Here is a 19,888-nt window from a genome sequence, read left to right on the forward strand (position 1 = left end):
CGACCCCTAGAACCCAAGGCACCCGCGAGGCCCGTTCGATCCCACAACATGCCATTCAGGGGCCGCTGGCCCGGCCCGGCCCGCCCCGACCCGACCCGGCCCGCCCCGGCCCGGCCCGGCCCGCCCCGGTCCGGCACCGGCACCGGCGCGGGCGCGGCCGCCGCCGACACCCGGCCCACGCACGACGAGGCCCCCCACCCCGCGAAGGGGGTGAAGGGCCTCGTCGTGGTGAGGTCAGGCGCCAGGCCCTACCTCAGGCTGTGTCGCGACTCAGATGGTGCCCGAGAGGCTGTCGACACGGCTGATGTTGTTCTCGGCGTCGTACTCGAAGATGCCGATGGTGGCCTCCTGCGGGTCACCCTGGTCGGACATCTCGATGGGGCCGGAGACACCGTCGTAGTCGATGTCCTCGCCCGCCTCGAGCAGCGCGACGCAGTCGGCGAAGGTGGTGCACTTCTCGCCGTCACGCGTCACGTCGGGGATGGCCGCACCGATGGCCGCACCGCTGTCGTCGCCCGCCGCGATGGCCGCGAGGCCGATCACGATGGCGGCGTCGTAGGACTCGGCCGCGTAGGAGAACTCGGTGAGCTCGCCGTAGGCCTCGACCAGACGGGCCTGGAACTCCTCGGACGCCTCGGCGCCGGGGAGCGTGCCCTTGTTGCCCTCGAGGGTGCCCGGGGGCAGGTCCTCGCTGTAGCCGGCCAGGTTGCCGTCCACGAAGTAGGTGGGCACCTCGGTCGGGTTGACGCCCTGGGCGACCATCTCGTTGATGATCTGGACCGTCTCGGCGAAGCCGATCAGGACCACGCACTCAGCACCCGCGTCGGCGACCTGGGTCACCTGGGCGGAGAAGTTGCTGGTGCCCTCCGGGTAGAGGATCGGGTCGGCGACGAGACCGCCACCGCCGGCCTCGAGGGACATGGTGAAGTTCTCGGCCAGGCCGGTGCCGTACGGGTCGTCGAGGACGATGGCCCCGACGTCGAGGCAGCCGTCCTGCACGAGCAGGTCGCCGAGCACGCGGCCCTGCAGGACGTCGGACGGCGCGGTGCGGAAGTACAGCCCGTTGTCGTCGTAGTCCGTGAAGTCCGGGCTGGTGTTGGCCGGCGAGAACTGCACGACGCCGGCACCGGTGATCTGGTCGATGACCGTGAACGACACGCCGGAGGAGGCGGCGCCGATGATGGCGTCGACGCCCTCGCCGAGGAGGCGGGTCACGGTCTGGGTCGCGATGTCGGTGGTGGTGTCGCCGGAGTCGCCGTCGATCTTGGCGACGTCGTTGCCGAGCACGCCACCGGCCTCGTTCATCTCCTGCACGGCGAGCTCGACGCCTGCGAACTCGGGCGGGCCGAGGAACGCGAGGCTGCCGGTCTCGGGCAGCAGGGTGCCGATGGTCAGGGTGCCGTCACCCTCGCCACCGCCCGCAGCGGGCTCGGAGGCGTCGTCTGCGGGCGCCTCCTCCGCTGCGGTGTCGGCAGGGGCTGCTTCGTCGGTGGTCGCGGGGTCGCTGTCGCCGTCGCCGCAAGCGGCGAGGGCGAGACCGGCGATACCGAGGACGGCGACTGACTGCCATCCACGACTGCGTCGGATCATGTGGTGTGCTCCTTCGGACAAAGGACGGCCGGCACCGGACGATGCGGCTCTGGACGCAACGTAGCCGAACGATCGGTCGGCGTCAGCAGTCCGCACTCACCGGTTACCCAGGCGTTGCAGGTTCGTGACCTGCGACGACGCACGCCCACCGAGGGTCGTCGCGTCGTGTCCCGCAGGTGACGCTCAGCGACCGCCCGACTTGCCCGCATTGGCCGCAGCGGCCAGGACGCCGGAGGCGACCTCACGCATCGACAGCCGTCGGTCCATCGACGTCTTCTGGATCCAGCGGAACGCCTCGGGCTCGCTCATCCCGTACGTCGACTGCAGCGCCGCCTTGGCCCGCTCGACGAGCTTGCGGGTCTCGAGCCGGTCGGCGAGGTCGGCCACCTCGTCCTCGAGCTGCAGCAGCTCGCTGTGGCGGCTCACCGCGATCTCGAGGGCCGGCAGCAGGTCGGCCGCCGTGAACGGCTTGACGACGTAGGCCATCGCCCCTGCGTCGCGGGCCCGCTCGACCAGCTCCGTCTGGCTGAACGCCGTCAGCAGGACCACCGGGGCGATGCGTGCGGCCGCGATGCGCTCGGCGGCCGTGATGCCGTCCAGCTTGGGCATCTTGATGTCCAGCACGACCACGTCGGGACGCTGCTCCTCGGCCAGGCGCATGGCGCTCTCGCCGTCACCGGCCTCGCCGACGACGTCGTAGCCGGCCTCCGTGAGCATCTCGACCAGGTCGAGACGGATCAGGGCCTCGTCCTCGGCCACCACCACCCGGCGGCGGCTCGAGGGGGTCGCCGCTGCGGGCGCGGGGTCCCCGACGACCTCCAGCGGAGGGAGGAAGGGGTCGTTCACGCCTGGCGCGTCGTCGCTGTCAGCCACGGCGGTAGCCTAGCGGCCGGTGGAACGATGGTTGCGCGCGAGCGCAGCACCACCCGGCCGGCGTGGTGGAACGGCAGACACGGCGCACTCAAAATGCGCTGCCCCAACCGGGCGTGCGGGTTCGAGTCCCGCCGCCGGCACCGCACAGCGCAGCAGGGCCCCGACCGGGACGACCGGTCGGGGCCCTGCTGCGTGCGTGGTGGCGGTCTGCGCGCCTCAGCCGGCGTAGGCCCGGCTCACCGACGAGACGGCGTCACCGACCCGGTGGACCCGCATGGCGTTGGTCGAGCCCGGCGTCCCGGGAGGCGAGCCGGCCACGATGACGACCTCGTCACCGGTCGCCCCGAGCCCGCTCTCCAGCAGCGACGTGTCCACCTGCCGGACCATGTCGTCCGTGTGCTGGACGGGCGACACCAGCAGCGCCTCGATCCCCCACGAGAGGGCGAGCTGACGGCGCGCCTCGGGCGACGGCGTGAAGACCAGCAGCGGGATGTTGCTGCGCAGCCGGCTCATCCGCTTGGCCGAGTCGCCGGACTGGCTGAAGCAGCACAGGTACTTCACGCCCAGCACCGCACCGACCTCGGCCGCCGCCCGGGTGATGGCGCCGCCCTTGGTCCGCGGCTTGGTGCCGAGCGGCGCGATCCGCTCCAGACCGTGCTCCTCGGTGTTCTTGATGATGTCGGCCATCGTCCGGACGGTCTCGAACGGGTAGGCGCCGACGCTGGTCTCCCCGGACAGCATCACGGCGTCGGCCCCGTCGAGGATCGCGTTGGCGACGTCGCTGGCCTCGGCACGCGTGGGCCGCGGGTTGGTGATCATCGACTCGAGCATCTGGGTGGCGACGATGACGGGCTTGGCCTGACGGCGGGCCAGCTCGACGGCGCGCTTCTGCACCAGCGGGACCTCGTAGAGCGGGAGCTCCACGCCCAGGTCGCCGCGGGCGACCATGATCCCGTCGAAGGCGTCGACGACCTCGCGCAGGTGCTCGACGGCCTGGGGCTTCTCGACCTTGGCGATGAGCGGGCGACGCACCCCCATCTCGTCCATGATCGCGCGGACGCCCTCGGCGTCTGCGCCTCGGCGGACGAACGACAGGGCGACGATGTCCACCCCCAGCGACAGCCCGAAGCGCAGGTCCTCGATGTCCTTGTCCGTCAGGGCGGGGACGCTGACCGCGACGCCGGGCAGGTTGACGCCCTTGTTGTTGGAGACCGTGCCGCCCACGACGACCTCGGTCGTCACGCGGGGGCCGTCGACCGACACGGCCCGCAGGGCGATGCGGCCGTCGTCGATGAGGATGTCGTCGCCGGGCGACACGTCGCCGGGCAGGCCCTGGTAGGTGGTGGAGACCTGGTGGACGTCGCCGGGGACGGCCTCGGTCGTGATGACGAACGACGCACCGTTCTCCAGGACGACGGAGCCCTCGGTGAACCGACCGATCCGGATCTTGGGGCCCTGCAGGTCCAGCAGGACCGCGACGTTGCGCCCGGTGGCCTCGGCGGCCGCGCGGACGTCGGCGAGGTTGGCCTCGTGGTCGGAGTGGTCGCCGTGGCTGAAGTTCATCCGGGCGACGTCCATGCCCGCCTCCACGAGCCGGCGGATGTTCTCGGGTCCGGCGACGGCGGGACCCAGGGTGCAGACGATCTTGGCTCGGCGCATGGGGTCGAGATTAGTGCTCCCCGTCACATGCTGCGGTCCCCGGGTCCGAGGGCCGGACCCGGGGACCGTCGCGTTCACCCGGTGTTCATCGTCGGGGCGTCAGGCCGGGGCGACGATCCGCTTCCACACCTCGTCGCCGCCGGGCTCGAGGCCCTCGGACGCGGCCTGGGCCAGGATCCCCGTCACCCGTCGGTACTCCCGGGGGACGACCTTGCGCATGCGGGCCCGGAGCACGTCCGGCTCCACGACGAGGTCCTCGGCGACCAGCGAGCCGGTCTCCTCGACGTGGTGGCGCAGCAGCGGCAGGAGCAGGTCGACGTCGGCGTCGTCCACGGGCTCGATGTCGACGAGCTCGCGGTTGACCCGGCCCTCGCGCAGGTCGAGCACGTAGGCCACCCCACCGGACATGCCGGCCGCGAAGTTGCGCCCGGTGCGCCCGAGGACGACGACGGTGCCGCCGGTCATGTACTCGCAGCCGTGGTCGCCCACGCCCTCCACGACCACCGTCGCGCCGGAGTTGCGCACGCAGCACCGCTCCCCCACCTCGCCCTGGATGAGGATCTCGCCGCTGGTCGCGCCGTAGGCGATGACGTTGCCGCCGATGATGTTCCGCTGGGTGTTGAACCGGGTGCCGCGGTGCGGGCGCACCACGATCCGTCCCCCGGACAGGCCCTTGCCGACGTAGTCGTTCGCGTCGCCCCACAGCCGCAGCGTCACCCCGCGGGGCAGGAACGCCCCCAGCGACTGACCGGCCGAGCCGGTCAGGGTGACGTCGATGGTGTCCGGCGGGAGGCCCTGCTCGCCGTGGCGCAGCGTGACCTCGTGCCCGAGCATGGTGCCGACGGTCCGGTTGATGTTGCGGACCGGGACGCTGATGCGGACGGGCTCACCCCGCTCGAGGGCGTCGCCGGACATCTGGATCAGGGTCTGGTCGAGCGCCTTCTCCAGGCCGTGGTCCTGGGCCACCGTGCGGTGCCGGGCGGCCTCGGGGGCGATGCCGGTCGGTGCGTGCAGCACGGGCGACAGGTCGAGCCCGTCGGCCTTCCAGTGGTCGACGGCCTTGCGGGTGTCGAGCAGGTCGACGCGCCCCACGGCCTCCTCGATCGAGCGCAGCCCCAGCGAGGCCAGGTGCTCGCGCACCTCGGTGGCCACGAACCGGAAGAACGTCTCGACGAACTCGGGCTTGCCGGTGAACTTGGCCCGCAGCTCCGGGTTCATCGTGGCCACGCCCACCGGGCAGGTGTTGAGGTGGCAGACGCGCATCATGACGCAGCCGGACACGATGAGCGGGGCGGTCGAGAACCCGTACTCCTCGGCCCCGAGCAGCGCCGCCACGACCACGTCGCGGCCGGTCTTCATCGCGCCGTCGACCTGCACCGTGATGCGGTCGCGCAGCCCGTTGAGCATGAGCGTCTGCTGCGTCTCGGCCAGGCCCAGCTCCCACGGCGCCCCAGCGTGCTTGAGGCTGGTCAGCGGGGAGGCACCCGTGCCACCGTCGTGCCCGGACACCAGCACGACGTCGGCGTGGGCCTTGGACACTCCGGCCGCGACCGTCCCGACGCCGATCTCGCTGACGAGCTTGACGTGGATGCGCGCCTGCGGGTTGGCGTTCTTGAGGTCGTGGATCAGCTGGGCGAGGTCCTCGATGGAGTAGATGTCGTGGTGCGGCGGCGGGGAGATCAGGCCGACGCCCGGGGTGGAGTGCCGGATCTCCGCGATGAGCGGGTAGACCTTGTGGCCGGGCAGCTGGCCGCCCTCACCGGGCTTGGCCCCCTGCGCCATCTTGATCTGGATGTCCGTGGCGTGGGTCAGGTACATGCTCGTCACGCCGAACCGGCCGGAGGCGACCTGCTTGACGGAGCTGCGCCGCTCGGGGTCGAGGAGCCGCTCCACCGCCTCGCCGCCCTCGCCGGTGTTGGACCGTCCGCCCACCCGGTTCATGCCGATGGCGACCGTCTCGTGCGCCTCGGGGCTGATGGAGCCGAAGCTCATCGCGCCCGTGGCGAACCGGGTCATGATCGCCTCGACGCTCTCGACCTCCTCCAGCGGCACCGGTCCGCTGCCGGCCTCCTTGAGCTCGAACAGCCCGCGCAGCGTGCCGAGCCGCTCCGACCGCTCGTCGACGGACCGCGTGTAGTCCCGGTACACGTCGTAGCGCTGGGCCCGGGTGGCGTGCTGCAGCCGGAAGACGGTCTCGGGGTCGAACAGGTGGATCTCGCCGTCGCGGCGCCACTGGTACTCCCCGCCCTGGGCGAGCAGGCGCGAGCCGTTGCGTCCCTCCGGCGGGTAGGCCACGGCGTGACGCCGGGACACCTCCTCGGCGACGACGTCGATGCTGATGCCGCCCAGCTGGCTGGTCGTGCCGGTGAAGTAGCGGTCGACGAGCTCCTGGCCGAGGCCCAGGGCCTCGAACACCTGCGCGCCGCGGTAGCTGGCGACGGTGCTGATGCCCATCTTGGACATGACCTTGAGCACGCCCTTGCCGAGCGCCTTGATGAGGTTGCGCACCGCGACCCCGGGGTCGGTGTCGCCCAGGGCGCCGCGGCGGACGAGGTCCTCGACGGACTCCATGGCCAGGTACGGGTTGATCGCCGCGGCGCCGTACCCCACCAGCAGGGCGCAGTGGTGCACCTCGCGGACGTCACCGGTCTCCACCAGCAGGCCCACCATGGTGCGGGTCCGGCGGCGGATGAGGTGGTGGTGCACGGCCGCGGTGAGCAGCAGCGACGGGATGGGGGCCAGCTCCGCGGTGGAGTCCCGGTCGGACAGCACGACGAACTGCGCGCCGTCGGCGATGGCCCGGTCGACCTCCTCGCAGATCTCCTCCAGCCGGGACTCCAGCCCCGGGCCGCCGTCCGCGACGCGGTAGAGGCCGCGGACCACGACCGCCGCGGCGCGTCCGTTGTCGGTCTCGATGTGCACGATCTTGGCCAGGTCGTCGTTGTCGATCACCGGGAACGGCAGGACGACCATGCGGGAGTGCTCCGGCGTGGCGGCGAGGATGTTGAGCTCGGGGCCCATGGAGCCGCGCAGGCTCGTCACCAGCTCCTCGCGGATCGCGTCCAGCGGCGGGTTGGTCACCTGGGCGAACAGCTGGGTGAAGTAGTCGAAGAGCAGCCGGGGACGGGTCGACAGCACCGCGGGCGGGGTGTCGGTGCCCATCGACCCGATCGGCTCGGCGGCGTTGGTGGCCATCGGGGCGAGCAGCAGCCGCAGCTCCTCCTCGGTGTAGCCGAAGGTCTGCTGCCGGCGGGTGACCGACGCCGCGGGGTGCACGACGTGGACCCGGTCGGGCAGCTCCTCGAGGTCGATCCGGTTCTCGGCCAGCCAGGCCGCGTACGGCTGCTCGGCGGCGAGCTCGGCCTTCACCTCGGCGTCGTCGATGATGCGGCCCTGACCGGTGTCGACCAGCAGCATCCGGCCCGGCTGCAGGCGGCCCTTGCGGACGACCCGGTCGGGCTCGATGTCCAGGACGCCGGACTCGCTGGCCATGACGACCAGGCCGTCGGTCGTGGTCCAGTAGCGCGCGGGGCGCAGGCCGTTGCGGTCCAGCACCGCGCCGATGACCGTGCCGTCGGTGAACGTCACCGAGGCCGGGCCGTCCCACGGCTCCATGATGTCGGAGTGGTAGTCGTAGAACGCCTTGCGTGAGGCGTCCATCTCGGCGTGGTTCTCCCACGCCTCCGGGATCATCATGAGCACCGCGTGGGGCAGGGTGCGCCCGCCCAGGTGCAGCAGCTCCAGCACCTCGTCGAAGCTCGCGGAGTCCGAGGCGCCGACGGAGTTGATCGGGAACAGCCGCTCGAGGTCACCGGGGATGACGTCGCTGGCCAGGGTCGACTCCCGTGCCCGCATCCAGTTGCGGTTGCCGCGGACGGTGTTGATCTCACCGTTGTGGGCGATCAGCCGGAACGGGTGGGCCAGCGGCCAGGACGGGAACGTGTTGGTCGAGAACCGGCTGTGCACCAGCGCCAGCTCGGTGGCGAAGCGACGGTCGGACAGGTCGGGGAAGAACGGCTCCAGCTGACCGGTGGTGAGCATGCCCTTGTAGACCATGGTCCGGCACGACAGCGAGGGGAAGTAGACGCCGTGGTCGTTCTCCAGCCGCTTGCGGGCGCAGAACGCGAACCGGTCCAGCGCGACCCCGGTGAGGCCCTCGGCGGGACCACCGGCGGTCGGCACCAGGAACACCTGGCGGAACGTGGGCATGAACGACCGGGCGGTGGGGCCGACGAGCTCGGCCGCCACCGGGACGTCGCGCCAGCCCAGCACGGACAGGCCCTCCTGCTCGGCCACCGTGGCGACGGCGGCCACCGCGAGGGCCTGGTCGTCGGCCTCGGTCGGCAGGAACGCCGTGCCCACCACGTAGGACCCGGCCGCGGGCAGCCGGATCCCCTGCTCGGCCGCGACCTCGCGCAGGAACCGGTCCGGCACCTGCGTGAGGATGCCGGCGCCGTCACCGCTGTCCGGCTCGGCGCCGACGGCGCCGCGGTGGTCGAGGTTGCGCAGCGCCGTCAGGGCGTGCTCGACGATGTCGTGCCCGGCCGTGCCGCGCAGCGTGGCGACGAACGCCACCCCGCACGCGTCGTGCTCGGCGCTGGGGTCGTACAACCCCTCGTGGGGCCGCGGCGCGAACCGCTGGAAGGCCGACGTGGTCATGCTCACCGTCCGGTCTGGGCTGAAGGGGCTGCGAGGCTGCTGCGGCCAGGGGCTGGCAGGGTGCTGCCAGGGGGCCCGGGCCGGGGTGGTGCCGTCAGGGGGCGGAGGTTCCAGGGTACGCACGGGCGGGTGGTGCCCCGACGCCGTGCCCGGGGGCCGGACGGACCAGCCGCCGGGCGGGGGAGGTGTGTCGGCGCGGCTCAGCGGCGCGGGGTCCGGACGCCCTCGGCCAGCCGCCGGGCGAGCTCACCCGCACCGGCCGGCCCGCCGGGGCCGCCGTCGGCGCCGCTGAGCGCACGGACCAGGGCCGAGCCGACGATGACGCCGTCGGCGAAGGCCGCGACCTCGCCGGCCTGCTCGGGCGTCGACACCCCGAGCCCGACGCACACCCGGCTCGCACCGGCGTCGCGGGTCCGGCGGACCAGGTCCGCCGCCCCACCACCGACCGTGGTGCGCTCGCCCGTCACGCCCATCGTGGAGGCCGCGTAGGTGAACCCGGTGCTGGCGCGGGCCGTCATCTGGATCCGTTCGGTCGAGCTGGACGGCGCGACCAGGAACACGCGTTCGAGGTCGTGGGCGTCGCTGGCCGCGATCCACTCCCCCGCCTCGTCCGGCGTCAGGTCCGGCGTGATGACGCCGGTGCCGCCCGCCTCGACCAGCCGGGCGGCGAAGGTGTCGACCCCGGTGCGCGCGACGGGGTTCCAGTAGGTCATCACGAGCACGGCGGTGCCGGGGCTGGCCTCGTGGACCGCCCGCACCGCGGTGAACGTGTCCGCCAGCCGGGTCCCCTGCCGGAGCGCCTGGTCGGCGGCCGCGGCGATCACCGGCCCGTCCATCACGGGGTCGGAGTAGGGGACGCCGATCTCGAGCACGTCGCAGCCGCCGCGGGCGATGGCGACCATGGCCTCGATGGAGGTGTCCAGGTCGGGGTAGCCGACGGGCAGGTAGCCGACCAGGGCCGCCCGGCCCTCGGCCACCGCGGCGTCGACCGCCGCGGCGGCCCTCACAGCGCGAACCACTCGGCGGCGGTGGCGACGTCCTTGTCCCCGCGCCCGGAGAAGTTGACCAGCACCAGGCCGCCGGGCCCGAGGCGCTTGCCCTCCCGCAGGGCGCCGGCCAGGCCGTGGGCCGTCTCGATCGCGGGGATGATGCCCTCGGTCCGGCACATCAGCTTGAACGCGTCCATCGCCTCGGTGTCGGTGACGGGCTCGTAGCGGGCCCGGCCGGTGGCGTGCAGCCAGGCGTGCTCCGGGCCGACGCCCGGGTAGTCCAGCCCGGCGGAGATGGAGTGGCTCTCGGTGGTCTGGCCGTCGGAGTCCTGCAGCAGGAAGCTGCGGGTGCCGTGCAGCACGCCGGGTGCACCGCCGGAGATGGAGCTGGCGTGGCGGCCGGTGTCGATGCCGTCGCCGCCGGCCTCCAGGCCGAGCAGCTCGACCTGGGGGTCGTCGAGGAACGCGTGGAAGATGCCGATCGCGTTGCTGCCCCCGCCGACGCAGGCGGCCACGACGTCGGGCAGCCGGCCGTGCTCGGCCAGGACCTGCTCGCGGGCCTCGACCCCGATCACCCGGTGCAGGTCGCGCACCAGGGTGGGGAACGGGTGCGGGCCGGCCACGGTGCCCAGCAGGTAGTGGGTGTCGGCGACGTTGGTCACCCAGTCGCGCATGGCCTCGTTGATGGCGTCCTTGAGGGTGCGGGAGCCGGAGGTGACCGGGACGACGGTGGCGCCGAGCAGGTGCATGCGGGCGACGTTGAGCGCCTGGCGCTCGGTGTCCTTCTCGCCCATGTAGACCACGCACTCCAGGCCCATCAGGGCGGCGGCGGTCGCGGTGGCGACGCCGTGCTGGCCGGCGCCGGTCTCGGCGATGACCCGGGTCTTGCCCATCCGCTTCGTGAGCAGGGCCTGGCCCAGGACGTTGTTGATCTTGTGGCTGCCGGTGTGGTTGAGGTCCTCGCGCTTGAGCAGCACCGTCGCGCCGCCCGCGTGCTCGGCGAACCGCTTGGCGTCGGTGATGGGGCTGGGACGACCGGTGTAGCTGCGCTGCAGCTCGTCGAGCTCGGCGGTGAACGCCGGGTCGACGCGGGCGGACTGCCACGCGGCGTCGAGCTCCTCCAGCGCGGCGACGAGCGCCTCGGGGACGAAGCGACCGCCGAACTCGCCGAAGTAGGGACCGACGACGTCCTGCAGGCGGGCGGGGCTCGTGGCCTCGGCCAGCTCACCCGCGACCCCGCCGTCGAGGTCGCCGGTGAGGGCGCTGTCGTGCGTGGTGGTCACGGGCGGGCCACCCGCAGGCTGGGGTGGGAGCCGGCGGCCACCAGGTCGGCGACGGCACGGCGCGGGTCGGGCTGGCGCACGAGGGTCTCCCCCACGAGGACGGCGTCGGCCCCGGCGCGGGCGTAGTCCATGACGTCGTGGGGACCACGGACGCCGGACTCGGCGATGCGCACGATGCCGTCGGGGATGAGCGGGGACAGGCGGGCGAAGTTGGCGCGGTCGACCTCGAGGGTGCGCAGGTCCCGGGCGTTGACGCCGATGACCTTGGCCCCGGCGTCGACGGCCCGGGCGATCTCCTCGCCGTCGTGGACCTCGACCAGGGGGCACATGCCGAGGGACGTGATGCGTTCGACCAACGACACCAGGGCGGGCTGGGTCAGCGCCATGACCATCAGCAGCACCATGTCGGCGCCCGCGGCCCGCGCCTCCCACACCTGGTACGGCGTGACGACGAAGTCCTTGCGGATGACGGGCACGTCGACGGCGGCCGAGACGAGCTTGAGGTCGTCGATCGACCCCCCGAAGCGTCGGCCCTCGGTGAGGACGCTGATGACGCTCGCCCCGCCCGCCTCGTACTCGCCGGCCAGCGCCGCGGGGTCGGAGATCGGGGCGATGTCGCCCTTGCTGGGGCTCGCCCGCTTGACCTCGGCGATGACCTTGACGCCCTGGTGCGCGGTCAGCGCACCGAGCGCGTTGCGCGCCGAAGGGACGCGCAGGGCACGTTCCTTGATGACCTCCAGAGGCACGTCGGCCTCACGAATGGCGACGTCTTCTCTGACGCCGTCGAGAATGCTGTGGAGCACGCTCACATCCGCCTCCCTCACCCTGTGCGGTGTCAGCGATGGTACGCGGGCCGAGGCGCTGGTCCTGACCAAGGGTCCCCGCGGCGGGAACCCCGAGGCCACGTCGGACGTTGCTGCGACCTCGGTCCGTCCCGGGTTCAGAGGGGGGCGAGGAAGGCCAGGGCGGGCAGGTTGCGCAGCACCCAGTAGGCGACGACGACGGCCAGGAAGGCCCACACCACCCCGGCCGCGAGAGGCGTCCCGCGCGGGCTCCCCGTGGCCACCCGGTAGGTCCACTGACCCCAGTAGGCCAGCAGCGCCGGCAGCAGGACGAAGCCGAGCGGGTTCATCCAGAACGCCTCGACGACGTCGCCGTCGGTCAGGTGGTGCAGCATCCGCATGCTGCCGCAGCCCGGGCAGAACAGCCCGCTCAGCGCCAGGAACGGGCAGCTCGGGTAGTGGCCGGCCTCGTTGGGGTCGACCTGGTTCAGCAGCGCCAGCCCGGCCAGCGCGACCGACGCGGCCAGGGCGGGCCCGACGAGCGTCCGACCGAGGACCCGGTCGAGCCGGGCCGCCCTGGTGGTCGGGGGCGGCCCGGTCGACGTACCGGCCGACCCGCCAGTGCGCGCGACGATCGTCACCATCCCCCGGACCAGGTCGGACGGAGGTGGCTCGCCGACCGCCGGGTGGTACCCGGCAGGCTGGGTCGGGCTGGGCATCGGTCGGACCTTCTCGCCGGTCAGCCGGTGGTCAGGGTGCCGTCGTGGTGTCGGGCAGGGCGAGGACGCCGAGCACGATCGCCAGCACGTACAGCACGATGGTGATCACCCCGGCGATGGCCGCGAAGACCGCCCAGCGACGGGCCTTGCGGGAGGACTCCTGGGCCCCGGCCACGTCGCCCATGGCCCACTTGCCGTTGACCTGGGCCGCGAACACGATGCTGACGATGCCGAACGGGATGCAGCAGAACACCGTGGTCAGGATCGCCCAGACCAGGTTGGAGGGCGGCGGCTCGCTCGCGGGCGGGCCCGTGGGGGCGGACTGGTACGGAGTGGACATGCGATCTCCTCGATCGGGATGCGGACGTTGCGCCGCAACCTATCGACGCAGGGCCCGTGCTGTCCGCTGTGCGGACGCCGACCGACCGCGTGTCGTCAGCTGACGGACCGGGGCCCGCCGGTGGCCTCGCGGTCGTGCGACTTCTCGCCGTAGCCCGCCCGGGCCAGCACGGGCGCGGACAGGCCCGCCAGGACGATGATGACGGCCCCGACGACGATGACCGGCACCCACATGAAGATCAGGGCGAGGCAGACGATGAACGCACCGATCGACACGCCGATCGTGGACGTCCAGGCGGCGACGGAGGTGCCGTGACCGACCGGGTGCACCTCCGGCGCCTCCGCGTGCGGCTGCGCGCTGGAGCCGGACGTCCTGGTGGTGTCCTCGGGCATGTGCCCTCCTCGGGTCGTGGTGGGGCGTGGGGTGACGTCTGGGTCGATTGTGCCAGCCGGGCGGGTGGTCAGGCCGTGCCGGTGGGGTCGCGCCCCTCGTCGAGCTCGCGCCACAGGTCCGCGGGCGTCGGCTCGGGACCGAGGACGGGCGGTGGGCCCGCGGGCGGAGGAGACGCCTGGTCCGTGGGCACCTGGTCCTCGGGTGCCTGGCTCGCGGGCGCCTGGCTCGCGGGCGCCTGGCTCGCGGGCGCCTGGCTCGCGGGCGCCTGGCTCGCGGGCGCCTGGCTCGCGGGCGCCTGGCTCGCGGGCGCCTGGCTCGCGGGCGCCTGGCTCGCGGGCCCCTGGCTCGCGGGTGCTCGGCTCACGGGCGCCGGGTCCGCGGGCCGGAACGCCGTGCCGTGGGTCGCGCGCCCGGCACCCACCGCCGCCGTGACCGCACACCCGGTCACCAGCAGGCAGGCGAGCGTCGCGACCAGCGGGACCGCCGTGGTGGTCGAGGCGTCGGGCTGCCCGCCCAGGGCGAAGGCCCCGGCGGACAGCGTCGCCGCCCCCGCTCCGACGGCCGCGACGGCCAGCGCGCCTACCCGCCACCAGCCGCGCAGCAGCAGGGCGACGACGACGACCGCGGTCACGCCCGGGACGAGGGCCGCGACCAGCGGGGCGACGTCCCGTCCGGAGAGCTGCTCGACCTGGGCCGCACCGGCGTCCCCGAGCGGCCCCTCGACCGTCCGGCTGACCCAGGTCAGGCCCAGCGTCGACAGCGCCAGCAGCGCCGCCGCGGCGCCCACCGCGGCCGGCACCACGGACCCACGACGGGGTCCTGGCCCCGAGCCCGCGGCCACCGTGCCCGCCACCCGACGCTCCGGCGTGCCAGCCCCGTCCCCGGTCACGGCGTGCGCAGCGGGCGCAGCCCGGCGGCCCGCTGCTGCGCCGCCAGCACGGCCGCGGCCTTGGTCCGGGACTCCTCGTACTCCCCGTCGGGCGTGGAGTCGGCCACGATCCCGCCGCCGGCCTGCACGTGGAGCCGGCCCTCGACCAGCAGCCCCGTCCGGATCGCGATGGCCAGGTCGAGGTCGCCCGCCAGGTCGAAGTAGCCCACGACGCCGCCGTAGACGCCGCGCCGGGTCGGCTCGAGGGAGTCGATCAGCTCGATCGCGCGCACCTTGGGCGCGCCCGACAGCGTGCCCGCCGGGAACGTGGCGGTGAGGACGTCGACCGGGTCCGCGTCGGCCCGCAGCCGCCCCGTCACCGTCGACACGATGTGCAGGACGTGGCTGAACCGCTCGATCTGCATGAACTCGACCACGTCCACGCTGCCGGGCTCGCACACCCGCCCCAGGTCGTTGCGGGCCAGGTCCACCAGCATCAGGTGCTCGGCCCGCTCCTTGGGGTCGGCCAGCAGGTCCTCGGAGCGCTGCGCGTCCACCGTCGGGTCCCCCGACCGGGGCCGGGTGCCCGCGATCGGGTGCGCGATGACCGTCCCGTCCTCCACGGTGACCAGGGCCTCGGGCGAGGAGCCGACCACGTCGAAGCGTCGCCCGTCGGGGCCCTCGAGCCGCACCAGGTACATGTAGGGGCTGGGGTTGGTCAGGCGCAGGGCGCGGTACAGCGTCAGCGCGTCCACGTCGGTGTCGACGGTGAACCGCTGGGACAGGACGACCTGGAACACCTCGCCGTCCCGGATCGCCCGCTTGCCGACCTCGACCATCTCGTGGAACTGCTCGCGGGTCCGGGTGGAGGCGGGGCCGCCGTCGTCGACGACCCCGCCGACCAGGGCCGAGGACGCCGCCGGCCGAGCCAGGTCCGCCGTCATCGCGTCGAGCCGCGCGACGGCGTCGGCCCACGCCTCGTCCACCCGTTCGTCGCTGCCGTCGTGGTTGACCGCGTTGGCCACCAGCCACACCGTGGCGTCGCGGTGGTCGAGCACGGCGAGGTCCGTGGCCAGGCACAGGGCGAGCTCGGGCAGGTGCAGGTCGTCCTCGGCCGCCCACGGCAACCGCTCCCAGCGGTGCACCACGTCCCAGCCGAGCATGCCGACCAGCCCGCTGGTCAGCGGGGGCAGCCCCGGCACCCGCGGCGTGCCCAGCACCTGCAGCGTCTCGCGCAGCATCTGCAGCGGGTCGCCGCTGGTCGGGACCCCGGCCGGGGGCTCGCCGATCCAGCAGCCGTCGTCGGGGCCTCGACCGGTGCTGCTGAGCACCGCCGCGGAGCGGGCGCCCACGATCGACCACCGGGCCCACGAGCCGTCGTGCTCGGCGGACTCCAGCAGGAAGCTGCCGGTGCGGTCGCCGGCCAGACGCCGGTACAGCCCCACCGGGGTCTCGCCGTCGCCCAGGAACCGCCGCAGGACGGGGATGACCCGCCGGTCCTTCGCGGCCTCCCGGAACTGCGGCAGCGACGGCCAGGTCTCGCCCAGCGGCACCTCGAGCGGACCGGGGCTCAGCGGGTCACGACTCGGCGCTGCGGGGCCGGTCGGGGCGGGGCCGGTCGGGGCGGGACCGGTCACGTCGGGGCTCCCGTCGGGGCCGCGCCGTCCAGGACGACCCGGCCGTCGAAGCACGTCCGGGTGCCGGTGTGGCAGGCCGGTCCGACCTGGTCGACCTCCACCAGCAGGGTGTCGCCGTCGCAGTCGGACGACACCCGCACCACGTGCTGCACGTGCCCGGACGTGTCGCCCTTGCGCCAGCGCTGCTGCCGCGAGCGGCTGAAGTACGTGCCGCGGCGCGTGGTGAGCGTCTCGGTGAGCGCCTCGGCGTCCATCCAGGCCACCATCAGCACCTCCCGGGTGTCGTGCTGCTGCACGACGGCGGTGATCAGCCCGTCGGGACCGAACCGGAGGGCGTCGAGCATCCCGCTGTCCAGGCCGGTGTCGACCCCGGTGTCGGGGTCGCTGGTGTCATGCGTCGGGTCCACGACGCTCATGCTTCCACGCTGCTGCGCTGCGCCACCCAGCTGCTGTGCAGCACCGAGTACGCCCCGCCCGCGTCGACCAGCTCGGCGTGGGAGCCGACCTCGACCACCCGGCCGGCGTCGACGACCACGACGAGGTCGGCGGACTCCGCGGTGGACAGCCGGTGGGCGATGGCCACGCTGGTGCGGCCGCGTGTCAGGCCGTCGAGGGCCCGGTTGAGGCGGACCTCCGTCGCGGGGTCGACCGCCGACGTCGCCTCGTCCAGGACGAGCAGGTCGGGGTCGGCCAGGTAGGCGCGGGCGACCGCCACCAGCTGCCGCTCCCCCGCCGACAGCGACTCCCCGCGCTGCCCGACCCGGGTGTCCAGGCCGTGGGGCAGCCCCTGGACCCAGGGCTGCAGCCCGAGCTCGGTGACGACCAGGTCGACGTCGGAGTCGTGGGCCTCGGGGCGGGCCAGGCGGATGTTGTCCCGCAGCGACACGTCGAACAGGAAGCCCTCCTGCGGCACCAGCACCACGCGGCGCCGCAGCGACGAGAACGGCACGTCGCGCAGGTCGACACCGTTGAGCAGGATCCGCCCGCCCGCCGGGTCCTGCAGCCGGGTGAGGAGCTTGGCCAGGGTCGTCTTCCCGGAGCCGGTCTCGCCGACGACGGCCACCCGGGTCTGGGCCGGGATGTCCAGGTCGATCCCGCGCAGCACGAGCGGGCCGTCCGGGTAGGCGTAGGACACGTCCTCGAAGCGGGCCGTCACCGGCCCGTGCGGGATGGGGGTCGCCCGGTCGAGGTCCACCGGGTCGGCGATGTCGGCCTCGGTCTCCAGGACGGCGATCACCCGCCGCCAGCCCGCGATGGCGTTCTGCAGCTCGTTGAGCATCTCGGTGGCGATCTGGACCGGCTGGGTGAACAGCTGGACCAGGAACATGAACGCCAGCAGCTCGCCGATGGTCAGGGAGCCCGGGGCCCCGAACCAGACGCCCACGCCGACGACGGCCGCCACGGCGAGGCCGGACACGAGCGTGCCGGTGGCGAAGATGGTGGACGCGAACACCCCGGCCCGGGTGGCCGAGGACCGGTGCTCCTCGACGCCCGCGTCGATGCGGCGCTGGGTCCGGGCCTCGGCGCCGTAGGCGCGGATGGTGTCGGCCCCGACGACGGACTCGCTGATCCCGCCGAGCATGAGCCCGACGTTCTCGCGGACCCGGCCGAAGTAGACCGACAGCACCTTCTGCAGCGGGCGCAGGCTGAGGAACAGCGGCAGGAACGCGCCCCACACCAGCAGCGCCAGCCACCACGAGTAGACGAACATCAGCACGCTGGCCACCACGATCTGGCCCAGCGAGATGAAAAGGATCAGCCCGCCGAACTGGACGAACGTCGAGATGGTGTCGACGTCGCTGGTGACGCGGGACACCAGGGCGCCGCGGCGCTCCGTGTTCTGGGTCAGCGTCGACAGGTCGTGGATGCGCCGGAACGCCTTGATCCGCAGCGTGGCCAGGCCGGCCTCGGTGGCCTTGAACAGCCGCACGTTGACGGCGTAGGAGCAGAGCCCGGTCACCAGCACCATCACCGCGGCCAGGACGACGAGCAGGACGATCCGTCCGACGTCCGGTCCGCCCTCGGCGACGATGCCGGTGTCGATGGTCTGCTGCACCCCGACCGGGACGATGATGCGGCCCAGCGTCGACACGGCGGCCAGCGCCAGGGTGAGCCAGATGCCGACCAGGATCTCCGGGGACAGCTGGAGCCCGCGGCGCACCGTGGCCACCGCCCCGCCGGAGGACGCGACCGCGATCCGCCCCTGGGACGGGGCGCTGTCGCTCATGAGTGCCCTCCCGCCGCGAGCTGCTCGCGTTCGGCGGCGTCGCGGGCGTACGCCTCCACGAGGTTGCGGTAGGCCTCGTCGCGGCCCATCAGCTCGGTGTGCGAGCCCGTGTCGTGGACCCGGCCGTGCACGACGTGCACCACGGTGTCCGCGAGCGAGATGGTCGAGCGCCGGTAGGCGACCACGACCACGGTCACCCCGTCGGTGCCGCGCAGCCCGGCCAGGATCTGCTGCTCCACGGTCGGGTCGACGGCGCTGGTGGCGTCGTCGAGCACCAGCACGCTCGGGCGTCGCACCAGGGCCCGGGCGATCGCCAGGCGCTGGCGCTGCCCCCCGGACAGGCTGGCCCCGCGCTCGCCCACCCGCGTGTCGAGACCGTCGGGCAGGGCCCGGACGAACGCCTCCGCGCGGGCGGCGCGCAGCGCGGCCCACACCTCGTCGTCCCCGACGCCGAGCGGCCCGTCCTCCAGGCCCAGGGTGATGTTGCCGCGGATGGTGTCGTCGAACACGAAGGTCGACTGCGGCACGTAGGCGACGGTCGCGGCCAACCCGCCGGCGACGACGTCACGGACGTCGGTGCCGTCCAGCAGGACCTGGCCCGCCACCGGGTCCACCAGCCGCACCAGCAGCGTGGTCAGGGTGGACTTGCCCGACCCCGTGGAGCCCACGACGGCCACGGTGGACCCGCGCGGCACGTCCAGGTCGACGCCGTGCAGCAGCCGCTGGGTGCTGCCGTCGGGGTCGACGACGTCGTGGTCGACCCCGTGGGCGCTGACGGCGCGCCCGTCCGGGGCCGCCGGCAGGGTCGTCGTCCCGAAGGTCATCCGGCCCTCGGCTCCCAGCACGGCCGCCACCCGGCGCCAGCCGACGGTCGAGCGCGGCAGCTCGGCCAGGACCCAGCCGATCGCCCGCACCGGGAACGCCAGCAGGGTCAGCTGGTAGGCGATCTGCACCACCACCCCGGCCTCGATCGCGCCCTCGGCGACCCGGACCGTGCCCACCGCGAGCACCACCAGGGTGCCGAGGGTGGGCAGCGCCTCGATGACGGGCTCGAAGGCGCCACGGGCCCGACCGACGGACACGTTGGCCCGGCGCAGCTCGTGGGAGCGGTCGGAGAAGCGCGTCGTCTCCTCGGTCTCGCGGCCCAGCGTCTTGACGACGAGGGCGCCCTCGAAGGACTCGTGGGCCACGTCCGACACGTCGGCGCGCAGCTGCTGGGCGCGCGCCACCCGCGGGGACATGACGCGCTGGTAGAACCCGTTCGCCAGCACCAGCATCGGCAGGACGGTGAACGCGACCGCGGCGAGCACCGGGTCCGCGTCGAACATGGTGACCCCGGCCACGACCAGCATGACCGCGACCCCGAAGCTGAACGGCAGCGGGGCGAAGATGGCGAACGCGGCCTCCACGTCGGCGTTGGCGTTGCTCAGCAGCTGCCCGGTGGGGTGGCGCCGGTGCCAGGCCAGGGGCAGGCGCAGGTACTGCCGGCTCACGGCGCGGCGGTAGCGCGCCTGCAGCCGGTACTGGGTGACGGTGGCGTAGCCGCGACGGATGATGACGCCCACCGCGGTGAGGGTCCCGACCAGCGCCATCGCACCGGCCGCGGCCCACGCGTCGGCCGCGGCCACGGTCCCGTCGCGGAAGGCGGGGACGAGCACGGCGTCGGTGACCTGGCCCAGGACCCAGCCGCTGCCGGCCAGGGACGCGCCGAACAGGGCGCTGCCGAGGACGGCCAGGGTAAAGGTGCGTGGTTCGTCGCGGATGCCGCGGGCGATGACGCCGAGCCCCTCGCGGAATGTGGGGGAATCGGGCACCGGCCCAGACTGCCATGCGTCACCACCGGTCGCGGACCGGCCGCGAGCGGGCGCA

The 19,888-nt window shown here is 73.6% G+C and carries 15 protein-coding genes and 1 tRNA gene; 1 reads left to right on the forward strand and 15 read right to left on the reverse strand.

The features are described from left to right. Positions 1 to 270: 270 nt before the first annotated feature. Positions 271 to 1,590 carry an ABC transporter substrate-binding protein gene (locus ACR80Q_RS16530; RefSeq protein WP_435378751.1) on the reverse strand — a complete coding sequence of 440 codons (1,320 nt, stop codon included), beginning with the start codon at positions 1,588 to 1,590 and terminating at the stop codon, positions 271 to 273. Positions 1,591 to 1,773: 183 nt separating this feature from the next. Further along, positions 1,774 to 2,412 carry an ANTAR domain-containing response regulator gene (locus ACR80Q_RS16535; protein WP_435378836.1) on the reverse strand — a complete coding sequence of 213 codons (639 nt, stop codon included), beginning with the start codon at positions 2,410 to 2,412 and terminating at the stop codon, positions 1,774 to 1,776. A gap of 107 nt (positions 2,413 to 2,519) precedes the next feature. Here ACR80Q_RS16535 and ACR80Q_RS16540 point away from each other — a divergent pair. Further along, a tRNA-Leu gene (locus ACR80Q_RS16540) sits at positions 2,520 to 2,603 on the forward strand. Between the two features lie 76 nt (positions 2,604 to 2,679). On the opposite strand, the gene pyk is transcribed toward ACR80Q_RS16540, so the two are convergent. From pyk to ACR80Q_RS16605, 13 genes are all read right to left on the reverse strand, one after another. Continuing rightward, positions 2,680 to 4,122: a pyruvate kinase gene (gene pyk / locus ACR80Q_RS16545; RefSeq protein ID WP_435378752.1), complete on the reverse strand. Its 1,443-nt coding sequence runs from the start codon at positions 4,120 to 4,122 to the stop codon at positions 2,680 to 2,682. 99 nt (positions 4,123 to 4,221) lie between these two features. Next, positions 4,222 to 8,781, reverse strand: coding sequence for a glutamate synthase large subunit (gltB, locus tag ACR80Q_RS16550; RefSeq protein ID WP_435378753.1), 4,560 nt, complete (start codon positions 8,779 to 8,781; stop codon positions 4,222 to 4,224). Between the two features lie 200 nt (positions 8,782 to 8,981). Beyond that, positions 8,982 to 9,788: a tryptophan synthase subunit alpha gene (gene trpA, locus ACR80Q_RS16555; RefSeq protein ID WP_435378754.1), complete on the reverse strand. Its 807-nt coding sequence runs from the start codon at positions 9,786 to 9,788 to the stop codon at positions 8,982 to 8,984. After that, on the reverse strand, positions 9,785 to 10,993 hold the full coding sequence (gene trpB, locus ACR80Q_RS16560) for a tryptophan synthase subunit beta (RefSeq protein ID WP_435378838.1): 1,209 nt from the start codon (positions 10,991 to 10,993) through the stop codon (positions 9,785 to 9,787). Before trpB ends, trpA begins: the two co-directional genes overlap by 4 nt. Before the next feature lie 56 nt (positions 10,994 to 11,049). Beyond that, positions 11,050 to 11,862, reverse strand: a complete 813-nt coding sequence (trpC, locus tag ACR80Q_RS16565; RefSeq protein ID WP_435378755.1) for an indole-3-glycerol phosphate synthase TrpC — start codon at positions 11,860 to 11,862, stop codon at positions 11,050 to 11,052. 131 nt (positions 11,863 to 11,993) lie between these two features. Next, positions 11,994 to 12,554, reverse strand: coding sequence for a DUF2752 domain-containing protein (locus ACR80Q_RS16570; protein WP_435378756.1), 561 nt, complete (start codon positions 12,552 to 12,554; stop codon positions 11,994 to 11,996). Positions 12,555 to 12,585: 31 nt separating this feature from the next. Next, a complete protein-coding gene (locus tag ACR80Q_RS16575) occupies positions 12,586 to 12,894 on the reverse strand; it encodes a CD225/dispanin family protein (protein WP_435378757.1) in 309 nt (102 codons plus the stop codon). Positions 12,895 to 12,989: 95 nt separating this feature from the next. Beyond that, positions 12,990 to 13,286: an HGxxPAAW family protein gene (locus ACR80Q_RS16580; RefSeq protein WP_435378758.1), complete on the reverse strand. Its 297-nt coding sequence runs from the start codon at positions 13,284 to 13,286 to the stop codon at positions 12,990 to 12,992. Positions 13,287 to 13,354: 68 nt separating this feature from the next. Next, positions 13,355 to 14,089, reverse strand: a complete 735-nt coding sequence (locus tag ACR80Q_RS16585; protein ID WP_435378759.1) for a hypothetical protein — start codon at positions 14,087 to 14,089, stop codon at positions 13,355 to 13,357. 83 nt (positions 14,090 to 14,172) lie between these two features. Next, a complete protein-coding gene (locus ACR80Q_RS16590; RefSeq protein WP_435378839.1) occupies positions 14,173 to 15,729 on the reverse strand; it encodes an anthranilate synthase component I in 1,557 nt (518 codons plus the stop codon). A 59-nt stretch (positions 15,730 to 15,788) separates the two neighbouring features. Continuing rightward, a complete protein-coding gene (gene hisI / locus ACR80Q_RS16595) occupies positions 15,789 to 16,208 on the reverse strand; it encodes a phosphoribosyl-AMP cyclohydrolase (protein WP_435378760.1) in 420 nt (139 codons plus the stop codon). Next, the gene (locus tag ACR80Q_RS16600; RefSeq protein ID WP_435378761.1) at positions 16,205 to 18,019 is read right to left on the reverse strand and encodes an ABC transporter ATP-binding protein; all 1,815 of its coding nucleotides are present in this window, start codon (positions 18,017 to 18,019) and stop codon (positions 16,205 to 16,207) included. Before ACR80Q_RS16600 ends, hisI begins: the two co-directional genes overlap by 4 nt. Then, on the reverse strand, positions 18,016 to 19,833 hold the full coding sequence (locus ACR80Q_RS16605; RefSeq protein WP_435378762.1) for an ABC transporter ATP-binding protein: 1,818 nt from the start codon (positions 19,831 to 19,833) through the stop codon (positions 18,016 to 18,018). The genes ACR80Q_RS16600 and ACR80Q_RS16605 overlap by 4 nt, the downstream gene beginning before the upstream one ends. Positions 19,834 to 19,888: the final 55 nt, after the last annotated feature.

Origin of the sequence: Aquipuribacter aurantiacus (genome assembly GCF_051216895.1) — a bacterium.
GTDB lineage: Bacteria > Actinomycetota > Actinomycetes > Actinomycetales > JBBAYJ01 > Aquipuribacter.

Excerpts from the sequence above, each read along its gene's own strand:
- ACR80Q_RS16600 (WP_435378761.1), bottom strand. The coding sequence starts at position 18,019 with ATGAGCGACAGCGCCCCGTCCCAGGGGCGGATCGCGGTCGCGTCCTCC.
- hisI (WP_435378760.1), bottom strand. The coding sequence starts at position 16,208 with ATGAGCGTCGTGGACCCGACGCATGACACCAGCGACCCCGACACCGGG.
- ACR80Q_RS16575 (WP_435378757.1), bottom strand. The coding sequence starts at position 12,894 with ATGTCCACTCCGTACCAGTCCGCCCCCACGGGCCCGCCCGCGAGCGAG.
- pyk (WP_435378752.1), bottom strand. The coding sequence starts at position 4,122 with ATGCGCCGAGCCAAGATCGTCTGCACCCTGGGTCCCGCCGTCGCCGGA.
- ACR80Q_RS16570 (WP_435378756.1), bottom strand. The coding sequence starts at position 12,554 with ATGCCCAGCCCGACCCAGCCTGCCGGGTACCACCCGGCGGTCGGCGAG.
- gltB (WP_435378753.1), bottom strand. The coding sequence starts at position 8,781 with ATGACCACGTCGGCCTTCCAGCGGTTCGCGCCGCGGCCCCACGAGGGG.
- ACR80Q_RS16580 (WP_435378758.1), bottom strand. The coding sequence starts at position 13,286 with ATGCCCGAGGACACCACCAGGACGTCCGGCTCCAGCGCGCAGCCGCAC.
- ACR80Q_RS16530 (WP_435378751.1), bottom strand. The coding sequence starts at position 1,590 with ATGATCCGACGCAGTCGTGGATGGCAGTCAGTCGCCGTCCTCGGTATC.